At 57.1% G+C, this 10576-nt stretch carries 10 protein-coding genes; 8 read left to right on the top strand and 2 right to left on the bottom strand.

The window, feature by feature from the left end:
* Positions 1–431: 431 nt before the first annotated feature.
* Both BMY98_RS21920 and BMY98_RS21915 read right to left on the bottom strand, forming a co-directional pair.
* Positions 432–1652 carry a CaiB/BaiF CoA transferase family protein gene (locus tag BMY98_RS21920; protein WP_074892481.1) on the bottom strand — a complete coding sequence of 407 codons (1221 nt, stop codon included), beginning with the start codon at positions 1650–1652 and terminating at the stop codon, positions 432–434.
* A gap of 10 nt (positions 1653–1662) precedes the next feature.
* Entirely contained in the window at positions 1663–2844 is a 1182-nt protein-coding gene (locus BMY98_RS21915; RefSeq protein ID WP_074892480.1) for an acyl-CoA dehydrogenase, read from the bottom strand.
* A 172-nt stretch (positions 2845–3016) separates the two neighbouring features.
* Between BMY98_RS21915 and BMY98_RS21910 the strand changes: the two genes are divergently transcribed.
* From BMY98_RS21910 to BMY98_RS21875, 8 genes are all read left to right on the top strand, one after another.
* Positions 3017–3913 (top strand): LysR family transcriptional regulator, encoded by an 897-nt coding sequence (locus tag BMY98_RS21910; protein ID WP_074892479.1) that lies wholly within the window; start codon positions 3017–3019, stop codon positions 3911–3913.
* Positions 3914–4337: 424 nt separating this feature from the next.
* On the top strand, positions 4338–5459 hold the full coding sequence (locus tag BMY98_RS21905; RefSeq protein ID WP_074892478.1) for a Re/Si-specific NAD(P)(+) transhydrogenase subunit alpha: 1122 nt from the start codon (positions 4338–4340) through the stop codon (positions 5457–5459).
* A gap of 11 nt (positions 5460–5470) precedes the next feature.
* Positions 5471–5791 carry an NAD(P) transhydrogenase subunit alpha part 2 gene (locus tag BMY98_RS21900; protein WP_074892477.1) on the top strand — a complete coding sequence of 107 codons (321 nt, stop codon included), beginning with the start codon at positions 5471–5473 and terminating at the stop codon, positions 5789–5791.
* Positions 5791–7236, top strand: coding sequence for an NAD(P)(+) transhydrogenase (Re/Si-specific) subunit beta (locus BMY98_RS21895; RefSeq protein ID WP_074892476.1), 1446 nt, complete (start codon positions 5791–5793; stop codon positions 7234–7236). The genes BMY98_RS21900 and BMY98_RS21895 overlap by 1 nt, the downstream gene beginning before the upstream one ends.
* Positions 7237–7422: 186 nt before the next feature.
* Complete coding sequence (gene scpC / locus BMY98_RS21890) at positions 7423–8916, top strand: succinyl-CoA:acetate CoA-transferase ScpC (protein WP_074892475.1); 1494 nt, start codon at positions 7423–7425, stop codon at positions 8914–8916.
* 319 nt (positions 8917–9235) lie between these two features.
* Entirely contained in the window at positions 9236–9451 is a 216-nt protein-coding gene (locus tag BMY98_RS21885) for a DUF1127 domain-containing protein (RefSeq protein ID WP_074892474.1), read from the top strand.
* Between the two features lie 361 nt (positions 9452–9812).
* Positions 9813–10130: a DUF2388 domain-containing protein gene (locus BMY98_RS21880; RefSeq protein ID WP_074892473.1), complete on the top strand. Its 318-nt coding sequence runs from the start codon at positions 9813–9815 to the stop codon at positions 10128–10130.
* A 116-nt stretch (positions 10131–10246) separates the two neighbouring features.
* The gene (locus BMY98_RS21875) at positions 10247–10552 is read left to right on the top strand and encodes a DUF2388 domain-containing protein (RefSeq protein ID WP_074892472.1); all 306 of its coding nucleotides are present in this window, start codon (positions 10247–10249) and stop codon (positions 10550–10552) included.
* The last annotated feature ends 24 nt before the right edge of the window (positions 10553–10576 follow it).

Raw genomic sequence — 10576 nt, 5'->3', positions numbered from 1 at the left:
TAAGATCTTTCGTCTCAACCGAGGCGCGCATTCTACAGCGTCTCTTGTCTCTGTCAAGCGGTTATTTTAAGAAGTTTTCAAAGTTTCCTTATCAACTTCAACCACTTGCGCTTCGTTCGACTTAACGTCTCACGTCAGCGGGAGGCGAATTCTACAGCGTTACAACCTGCTGTCAACTGCCTTTTTCACCGCTGTCGATTCAAGCATCTGAACCGAAGCATTCCTCGCTGCTTACTTCGTCCAACTCTTTGATTATCAAGGAGTTTTCCGTTTCGTCTGCGCCGGAAGTGGGGCGAATTATAGACAGATCCAGAGGGGCGTCAACACCTAATTTGAACTTTTAGCGAAAAAGCTAAAACTCCAATGAAATCCTATACTTCCCTTCTGTTTATATAGAGACCATGCGATCACACCCGCGAGAGAATAAGCCTCTAAAGAACACCCGCTTCACGCAGCGTCATTACGTCAGCGTCTGATAAGCCCAATACGCCGGTGAGAACCTCCAACGTATGCTCTCCCAACAACGGCGGCGCACGCCGATATTCAACAGGCGTCGCTGATAAACGGATAGGGCTGGCGACTTGAGGAACCGTTCCGCCCAACGCATGCGGCAAGTCCACCTGCAAGCCGCGGAACTGCACCTGCGGATCTGCGAACACCTGGGCGACATCGTTAATAGGCCCACACGGAACGCCCGCAACCTCCAATGCCGTGACCCACTCGGCAGTTGTCTTGAAGACGGTGGCCTGCCGAATCAGCGGGATCAACTCGGCACGATGCGCCACGCGCTGCTTGTTAGTCGCAAACCGCGGATCGCTGGCCCACTGCGGTTGCCCGGCCACTTCCGCAAATTTCCGGAATTGGTTGTCGTTGCCTACCGTGAGAATGAAATCGCCATCGGCAGTAGGGAAATCCTGGTAGGGCACGATATTCGGGTGAGCATTACCCAATCTCCTTGGCGAGACCCCTGTAGTCAGGTAATTCATTGCCTGATTCGCCAAGCAGGCGACCTGTACATCCAGCAAGGCCATATCGATATGCTGTCCGGGCCCTCCCTGGTCCCGGTGCGCCAGAGCAGCGAGAATCGCAGAAGTCGAATACAGCCCTGTCAGAATATCCGTCAGGGCCACGCCTACCTTGACCGGGCCGGCACCATCTTCCCCCTCGGGACGACCGGTAAGACTCATGAGTCCACCGAGCCCCTGAATCATAAAGTCGTAACCTGCTCGCTTGGCGTATGGCCCCGTCTGACCGAACCCGGTGATCGAGCAATAGATGAGCCTTGGGTTTTCCAGCTGCAGCGATTCGTAGTCCAGGCCGTAGGCCTTCAGCCCGCCAACCTTGAAATTCTCGATGACGATATCGGACCGGGCCGCCAGCTCGCGAACCAGCCTTTGCCCTTCGGGCTGAGTGAAATCTATGGTGACTGACTGCTTGTTGCGGTTGGCCGAAAGGTAGTACGCAGCTTCGGACGTATTTTCTCCGCGCGGATCCTTCAGAAAGGGGGGACCCCATGCGCGTGTGTCGTCGCCATTGCCGGGGCGCTCGATCTTGATCACCTCCGCACCCAGGTCAGCCAGAATTTGCCCCGCCCAAGGCCCGGCAAGAACCCGAGACAAGTCCAGCACACGCAGATGAGATAACGCGCCCATGGCAGGCTCCTTAGTAGAAGGCCTGAATGCCGGTCTGCGCGCGACCCAGGATGAGCGCATGGACGTCATGAGTACCTTCATAGGTATTCACCACTTCCAGGTTGACCAGATGCCTGGCGATACCGAACTCATCAGAAATACCGTTACCGCCCAGCATGTCACGCGCCATACGCGCGATGTCCAGGGACTTGCCGCAGGAGTTGCGTTTCATGATGGAGGTGATTTCGACCGCAGCAGTACCCTCGTCTTTCATCCGGCCAAGACGCAGGCAGCCTTGGAGCGCCAACGTGATCTCGGTCTGCATATCAGCGAGCTTTTTCTGGATCAACTGATTGGCTGCGAGCGGACGGCCGAACTGTTGACGGTCCAGCGTGTATTGACGCGCGGTGTGCCAGCAAAACTCGGCGGCCCCCAAGGCGCCCCAGGAGATGCCATAGCGTGCGGAGTTCAGGCACGTGAAAGGCCCTTTTAGACCTCGGACGTCCGGGAAGATGTTCTCTTCCGGCACAAACACGTTGTCCATCACGATCTCGCCTGTGATCGAGGCGCGAAGGCCGACCTTGCCGTGAATCGCCGGAGCAGTCAGGCCATGCCAGCCTTTTTCCAGCACAAAGCCACGGATGTCCCCAGCGTCATCCTTGGCCCAGACAACGAACACGTCAGCGATCGGGCTGTTGGTGATCCACATTTTGCTGCCGGTGAGACGATAGCCGCCTTCGACGCTCCGCGCACGGGTGATCATCGCGCCCGGATCCGAACCATGATTGGGTTCGGTCAGGCCGAAGCAACCAATCCATTCTCCGGACGCGAGTTTTGGCAGGTACTTCTGTTTTTGCGCTTCGGTGCCGAATTCGTTGATAGGCACCATGACCAGAGAGGACTGCACGCTCATCATCGAGCGATAACCGGAATCGACGCGCTCGACTTCGCGAGCGATCAAGCCGTAACACACATAGTTCAGACCGCTACCGCCGTACTGCTCCGGGATCGTGGCACCGAGCAGACCTATCTCACCCATCTCGCGAAAGATCGCCGGGTCTGTCTTTTCATGCCGGAAGGCTTCAAGCACGCGCGGCGCCAGCTTGTCGTTGGCGAACTGCTCGGCGCTGTCGCGGACCATGCGCTCTTCTTCGGTGAGTTGCTGGTCCAGCAACAGGGGGTCGATCCAACTGAAACTTGCCTTGCCGCTCATGATTCTCTCCTCACCAAATGCGCTTCCGGACCTGCCGGTAAAGTAATGAAGCGAGCCTAGGCTTGAAGCCTTAATGGAGCAAACGACGATTTCGCATCATCTTGTGCTAATTTCTCACTCCGAAATACGCTAGGCAGCACTCGGCCCACCCTTCTAAGTGAGGCAAAGGTACATGCGTCGTAAAATCCCAAGCACCGCTGCGCTGATAAGCTTCGAGGCAGCCGCGCGACACGAGAGCTTCACAAAGGCGGCCGAGGAGCTTTCTCTGACCCAGAGCGCGATCTGCCGTCAGATCGCGAGCCTGGAAGAGTTCTTGAATGTCAGCCTATTCCGACGCTCGCGACGGGGTGTGAAGCTTACTGAAGCGGGCCTTTCCTACAGCCGGCGCATCGCCACCCAACTCGATGCCGTTGAGCGCGACACGCTGTCGGTGATGGGTCATCAGGGCGTCAATGTGATCGAACTTGCGGTGGTGCCTACATTCGGCACGCAATGGCTACTTCCGCGCCTTAAAGATTTTCAGAAGAAACACCCTGACGTCACTATTAACCTGACCAACCGCACGCGCCCGTTTCTGTTCGCGGATACCGAATTCGACGCAGCGATCTACTTTGGCGATGCTGATTGGTCCGGTACCGAATCCCACAGACTAATGGGCGAAAACCCTATGCCAGTCTGCAGCCCCGCATTGCTCGGGGAACGGCACAGCATCAGCGCTCATGACCTGGCCGAGATGCCGCTGCTTCAACAGACCACTCGGCCCTACGCCTGGCGGCAGTGGTTCAATTCGCTGGACGTGTCCGTGGCCCGTGACATGACAGGTCCGCGTTACGAGCTATTCTCGATGCTTGCGCAGGCCGCCATGCACGACATGGGTGTGGCGCTGATCCCGCCATTTCTTATTCAGCGTGAATTGGCCGAAAAACGACTGGTGATTGCCAACCCGCACCAGCTTTCAAGCGCTAAGGCGTATTACTTGATGATTCCGGAGCGCAAAACGGAATCGGCCTCTCTGAAAGCGTTTCGCGACTGGCTTATCCAGCAGGCCGGGACCTATTCGTTGCCTTGAGAGCCCTTCACAACCCCCATACTTTTCTGTAGTCCGTTCACTTTGAAACCTACAGATATCTTGATTTGTCGCATTTATGACACACCCAACTTTTTTTATCTAAACAACCAATAGTCATACAAATAGCGCCCTACAGCCTGATTTCGGCTGGTCCTCGTACCTCATCGATTGAGGGGCACCCAGCGCCTCAAATTCCCAAAATGCCATACGGATCAATACGTTGAGCTGGTTAGTGCGTCAATCGGTCACAGGATGACTTGTAGTACATTTTTCGTTCAGTTACAGAAACCCTTGAAGGCCTCTGGCATCCCCTGCAAAATGCCGCGCCCGGCTGCTTTAACGGGCATAGTGATCGCAATTCCAGCCCTCGGGCCGTAGCGCGCTGGCCTCATTAAAGACAATAAGATCACGCAGGAGATTTGACGTGCACATTGGAGTCCCCCTCGAAACCCAGCTTGGTGAAACCCGGGTCGCCGCCACTCCCGAGACCATCAAAAAACTCATCGCCCAAGGCCACACAGTGACTGTTCAGAACGGCGCGGGCCTTGCAGCGAGCGTGACCGACAGTGCTTATGAGGCAGCAGGCGCCCTGGTGGGCAGTGCCGCCGATGCATTCGGTGCCGAACTCATTCTCAAGGTCTCCGCTCCCAGCGACGCTGAGCTCACGCTGATCAAAAGCGGCGCAGTGGTTGTCGGGATGCTCAACCCTTTCAATAACGACATGATCGCCAGGCTGGCCGAGCGCGGGATCACCGCCTTTGCCCTCGAAGCGGCGCCACGCACCTCGCGCGCGCAAAGCCTCGACGTGTTGTCTTCCCAAGCCAACATTGCCGGCTATAAGGCTGTCCTGTTGGCGGCGCATCACTACCCACGCTTCATGCCCATGCTGATGACAGCGGCCGGTACGGTGAAAGCAGCGCGCGTGCTGATTCTCGGAGCGGGCGTTGCGGGGCTCCAGGCCATCGCCACTGCCAAACGTCTGGGTGCGGTCATTGAGGCTTCCGACGTACGTCCGGCCGTCAAGGAGCAGATCGAATCGCTGGGGGCCAAGTTCGTTGACGTGCCATACGAGACCGACGAGGAGCGCGAGGCTGCCGTGGGCGTCGGCGGTTACGCCCGCCCGATGCCGGCCAGCTGGATGCAGCGTCAGGCAGTGGCCGTGCATGAGCGCGCCAGGCAGGCGGACATCGTCATTACAACGGCGCTGATCCCCGGCCGCAAAGCGCCAGTGCTTTTGAGCGCTGAAACAGTTGCACAGATGAAGCCCGGTTCGGTGGTAATCGATCTGGCTGCTGCGCAGGGCGGCAACTGTCCGCTGACGGTGGCAGACCAAGTGGTGGTCGAGCACGGGGTGACCATCGTCGGCCACACGAACCTGCCTGCCATGGTCGCGGCGGATGCATCTGCTCTTTATGCGCGCAACCTGCTGGACTTCATGAAGCTGCTCTTCAACCAGGAAGGACAGTTCCAGATCAACCTCGAAGACGACATCGTTGCCGCGTGCCTTATGTGCCGCGATGGCCAAGTCATCCGCAAGAACGGCTGAGGATAAAAATAATGGAAGAGTTCATCTCACCCGGTATCTACAACCTGATCATTTTCGTGCTGGCCATTTATGTCGGCTACCACGTGGTCTGGAACGTGACGCCTGCGCTGCACACCCCGTTGATGGCGGTTACTAATGCTATCTCGGCCATCGTCATCGTCGGCGCCATGCTGGCCGCAGCGCTGACAGTAACGCCACTGGGCAAAACCATGGGCACGCTGGCGGTCGCACTGGCCGCCGTTAACGTTTTCGGCGGTTTTCTGGTCACCCGGCGCATGCTGGAGATGTTCAAAAAGAAAGCGCCCAAGGTTAAAGACGAGGTAGCCAAGTAATGAGCATGAACCTCGTCACATTGCTTTACCTCGTTTCAGCAATCTGTTTCATCCAGGCGCTGAAGGGCTTGTCTCACCCGACCACATCGCGCCGAGGCAACCTGTTCGGCATACTCGGCATGGGCCTGGCTGTTCTGACTACGATCGGACTGGTCTTCAAACTGGCCGCGCTGTCTACAGACGGTGCCAGCGCAGGCATTGGTTATATCCTGATCGGTTTGCTGGTCGGCGGCACTGCCGGCTCGATCATGGCCAAGCGCGTCGAAATGACCAAGATGCCGGAACTGGTCGCCTTCATGCACAGCATGATTGGTCTGGCAGCCGTATTCATCGCCATCGCTGCCGTCGTCGAACCACAGTCGCTCGGCATCGTTCACCACTTGGGTGATCCGATTCCAGCGGGCAACCGTCTGGAGTTGTTCCTTGGCGCGGCGATCGGGGCGATCACGTTCTCAGGTTCGGTCATCGCGTTCGGCAAATTGTCCGGCAAATACAAATTCCGCCTGTTCCAGGGCGCACCGGTGCAGTTTGCCGGTCAGCACAAGCTCAATCTGACTCTGGGTCTGGCGACACTGCTGTTCGGTATCACGTTCATGCTGACGGGCAGCCTGTTCGCGTTCAGCGTCATGCTGATCCTGGCGTTCGTGATTGGCGTGCTGCTGATTATTCCGATTGGCGGCGCAGACATGCCGGTCGTGGTGTCGATGCTCAACAGTTATTCGGGCTGGGCAGCGGCGGGTATTGGCTTCTCGCTGAACAACTCGATGCTGATCATCGCCGGCTCCCTGGTCGGCTCTTCCGGCGCGATTCTGTCGTACATCATGTGCACAGCGATGAACCGCTCGTTCTTCAACGTGATTGGTGGCGGCTTCGGTGGCGCAACGGATGCCGGTACTGCGAGCGGCACCCAGGAAGCCCGCCCGGTCAAATCGGGATCGGCTGACGACGCGACTTTCCTGCTGACCAACGCTGATACCGTGATCATAGTGCCGGGCTACGGGCTGGCGGTCGCTCGAGCGCAACACGCGCTTAAAGAGCTGACCGAAAAGCTGAGCCACGCAGGCGTCACGGTGAAGTACGCGATCCACCCGGTGGCCGGTCGGATGCCGGGGCATATGAACGTGCTGCTGGCGGAGGCCGAGGTGCCTTACGATCAGGTGTTCGAGATGGAGGACATCAACTCCGAATTCGGTCAGGCGGACGTCGTCCTGGTGTTAGGCGCCAACGATGTGGTCAATCCGGCGGCCAAGAACGATCCCAAGTCGCCAATTGCCGGCATGCCAATTCTTGAGGCGTACAAGGCCAAGACCATCATCGTCAACAAGCGCTCCATGGCCAGCGGCTATGCCGGCCTGGATAACGAGCTGTTCTATCTGGACAAAACCATGATGGTGTTTGGTGACGCCAAAAAGGTCATTGAAGACATGGTCAAAGCGATCGAATAGCCACAGCTACTCGAGCTAAAACAACCCTCGGCGCAGCTCATGGCCGAGGGTTTTTTACAGCCCAGGTAAAAGTGTTTCTCGCGCAGAGGCGCTAATTAGAGCCTTTATTGCGACCTTGGTAGCGGGACGAACAAACCTCAAATCTCTAGACTTCGCTCACGCATCTTTGTCATGAGATTAAACACCATGCACCGTGAACGAATCCGTCTGCCCTCGCTGATGAGCAAGATAATGAGTGCGGCCGACGCCGCTTCCTTGATCAAGGACGGCATGACCGTCGGCATGAGCGGCTTCACCCGCGCCGGGGAAGCCAAAGCCGTGCCCCAGGCGCTGGCCGATCGAGCCAAGACCACACCGTTGAAGATCAGCCTGATGACCGGCGCCAGCCTGGGCAATGATCTGGACAAGCAACTGACGGAAGCTGGCGTGCTTTCTCGCCGCATGCCGTTTCAGGTCGACAGCACCCTGCGCAAGGCCATCAACGACGGCACTGTGATGTTTATCGATCAACACTTGTCGGACACCGTCGAGCAGTTGCGCAATCGCCAGATCAAGGCAGTGGATATCGCCGTGATTGAATGTGTGGCAATCACCGAAGAAGGGCACCTGGTGCTCAGCACGTCAGTCGGCAACTCGGCGAGCTTCGCCATTCTTGCGGAACACGTGATCATCGAGATCAACCTCGCCCAGCCCTTGGAGCTCGAGGGGCTGCATGACATCTATATACCCACTTACCGGCCAACGCGCCTGCCGATCCCGGTGCTGAAGACTGACACCCGAATCGGCAGTCAGGCGGTGAAGATTGATCCGGCGAAGATCGTCGGCATCGTGATCAGCAATCAACCCGACTCGCCGTCGACCGTATTGCCGGCAGACACGGACACTCAGGCCATCGCAGGCCACCTTGTCGAGTTCTTCAAGAATGAAGTGCGACTGAACCGACTCACCAACCAGCTCATGCCGCTGCAGGCGGGGGTAGGCACGATCGCCAATGCCGTGATGACGGGGCTGATCGATTCACCCTTTCACGGCATGACCATGTATTCGGAAGTGCTACAGGACTCGACGTTCGATCTGTTCGAGGCGGGGAAGCTGGATTTTGCTTCGGGCTGTTCCATGACGCTGTCCGAGCGTAAGCATGCCGCGGTCTATGACAACCTTGAGCAGTACAGATCCAGACTGTTATTGCGGCCTCAGGAGATCTCTAACCATCCGGAGGTCGTACGCCGGCTGGGCATCATCGGCATTAACACTGCCCTGGAATTCGACCTGTACGGGAACGTCAATTCCACCCACGTGGGTGGCACGCGGATGATGAACGGGATCGGGGGTTCGGGGGATTTCGCGCGTAACGCCCATCTCGCCATTTTCGTGACCAAGTCGATTGCCAAAGCCGGGGCCATCTCGAGTGTTGTGCCCATGGTCAGCCATTTAGATCACACCGAACACGACGTCGACATCCTGGTGACAGAGATCGGACTGGCAGACCTGCGAGGTCTGGCACCCCGCGAACGCGCCCGGGTCATCATCGACAACTGCGTGCACCCGGCGTATCGCGAGGCGCTTAATGACTACTTCCGCCGGGCCTGCGCAATTGGCGGTCACACCCCACATGTTCTGCGGGATGCACTGAGTTGGCACCTCAATCTGGAAGAAACGGGTCGCATGTTGGCGATCTGAAAACACAGTTTGTCAGTGGCGGCGACCTTTCGTCGTCACAGTTCGCGCGGTGAACGCAAATCCGGCCAAAACTGTACTGCTGTATGGGTGATTTTTCCTGGGCAGAACCGGGAATCCCCTCTCTAAGCATCCAAAAAGCACACTTCTGGTGCAGACCCGTACAGTTGCCCCGCTTCCGAACAAAACAGTGGTGTTTAACAGTTAACTGGAGCAGCACAATACAAATGAACTGTGTCTAGAGAGAGAAGGGCAATGAGAGGAATATTGTCACCAATCAAGTCACTCTCTAATCCCGCCACAAGCGGAAGGAAGAAGCATCATGGAACGCACCGTCAGTTCCGAACTGTTCTACGAAGAAACCGCAAAAACCGCACAAGCCTCGTTGCCGCTGCGCATGTTCGCCAATCTGATGCTCTGGCAGCGTCGTCTGTCCAGCCGCCATCAACTGGCTCGTCTGGATGCACGCTTGCTGGCTGACGCCGGTATCAGCGAATCCCAGCGTTACGAAGAGCTGAGCAAGCCGTTCTGGCGCTAATTTAGCGTCTGCTGGTCCAAGACTACGCGCCTCTCACCAGCAACCCGAATTGTTCAAACAAAACCCGTCAGCAGGTCACTGCTGACGGGTTTTGTCGTTTCAGCCGGAAGCAAAGCCTGGTAAGCGTTGACCAGTACAGTTTAATAAATCTGTTTAAACACCTATACAGAGCAATAACTCCGGGGCATTTGTAGCAAGTGTGCATCGCAATGTTGCGACCTGCACAAGGCCGGGATGGCTCGCGCGACCGCTTATAAGCTAATCTTCGGCTACCGTGACCACGCACTCGCGAGACAGCTATCGCTGAGCTTCCGATTTAAGCGTCAGTGGTTTTCGAATCCCGTTACTTTGGAGTGCCTATATGTCTCGCGTTCGTCTGTTGAGTGCCGCTTTGCTGATCGCTGCTGCAACCGGAGCCCAGGCTTCCAGTTTCGTCGTTACAACTGACACCATCGTCCGTGCGCTAGATGCTTCCTCCAATGCCACGTCTAAAATCTCCTCCTCCTTCCATGACGACAAGATCGTTCTGGCCGCCCGCGACGACGCAGCAAGCTTCGTTGCCAGCGAAGGCGAGATCCGTGGCGTGAAGCTTCAGGGCGCCCTGCAGCACATTCGCGAGGTTGCACCTGGCCTGCAAGCGTCGGACGCGCAACTCGCACAAGCGATTCTTGCCATCTGATTCAGTATCGCGACAGGTTAATCCAGCGCGCGCCTGGGCCTTTGCTCTGGCTCTGGCCCGGGTGTTGCGCTAGCCTTGCGACTCGTATCGCTAAACCTGAACAGCCCTGAATAGCCATGCAATCGTTGTCTCGCCTAGTGCTTGCCGTCACCGCCACCTTGAGTGTTTCCACTCAGGCTCTGGCGTTCGATGTGACCACTCAAAGCCTGGTCAAAACCGGATACGCCACCAGCCAGGTGACGACAGGGCCTTTCGATAGCAAGTTGATAATTGCCGCCCAGGATGATGCTGCAGTGTTTGTCGCCAGTGACGGCCAACTGCGAGGAGCACGGCTGGAGTCGGCGATTAAGTACCTGCGTCAATCCCGTCCAAAACTTCATGCAAGCGACCTTGAACTGGCGCAGGCAATCCTCGTCCAATAGTCACTTTTTTGTAACTTCCGTATT

This window comes from Pseudomonas graminis (assembly GCF_900111735.1).
GTDB lineage: Bacteria > Pseudomonadota > Gammaproteobacteria > Pseudomonadales > Pseudomonadaceae > Aquipseudomonas > Aquipseudomonas graminis.
Note: the sequence above shows the minus strand (reverse complement) of the source record. Positions and strands in the feature narration are given on the sequence as shown.

Excerpts from the sequence above, each read along its gene's own strand:
- BMY98_RS21875 (WP_074892472.1), top strand. The coding sequence starts at position 10,247 with ATGCAATCGTTGTCTCGCCTAGTGCTTGCCGTCACCGCCACCTTGAGT.
- scpC (WP_074892475.1), top strand. The coding sequence starts at position 7,423 with ATGCACCGTGAACGAATCCGTCTGCCCTCGCTGATGAGCAAGATAATG.
- BMY98_RS21900 (WP_074892477.1), top strand. The coding sequence starts at position 5,471 with ATGGAAGAGTTCATCTCACCCGGTATCTACAACCTGATCATTTTCGTG.
- BMY98_RS21880 (WP_074892473.1), top strand. The coding sequence starts at position 9,813 with ATGTCTCGCGTTCGTCTGTTGAGTGCCGCTTTGCTGATCGCTGCTGCA.
- BMY98_RS21915 (WP_074892480.1), bottom strand. The coding sequence starts at position 2,844 with ATGAGCGGCAAGGCAAGTTTCAGTTGGATCGACCCCCTGTTGCTGGAC.
- BMY98_RS21920 (WP_074892481.1), bottom strand. The coding sequence starts at position 1,652 with ATGGGCGCGTTATCTCATCTGCGTGTGCTGGACTTGTCTCGGGTTCTT.
- BMY98_RS21885 (WP_074892474.1), top strand. The coding sequence starts at position 9,236 with ATGGAACGCACCGTCAGTTCCGAACTGTTCTACGAAGAAACCGCAAAA.
- BMY98_RS21895 (WP_074892476.1), top strand. The coding sequence starts at position 5,791 with ATGAGCATGAACCTCGTCACATTGCTTTACCTCGTTTCAGCAATCTGT.
- BMY98_RS21910 (WP_074892479.1), top strand. The coding sequence starts at position 3,017 with ATGCGTCGTAAAATCCCAAGCACCGCTGCGCTGATAAGCTTCGAGGCA.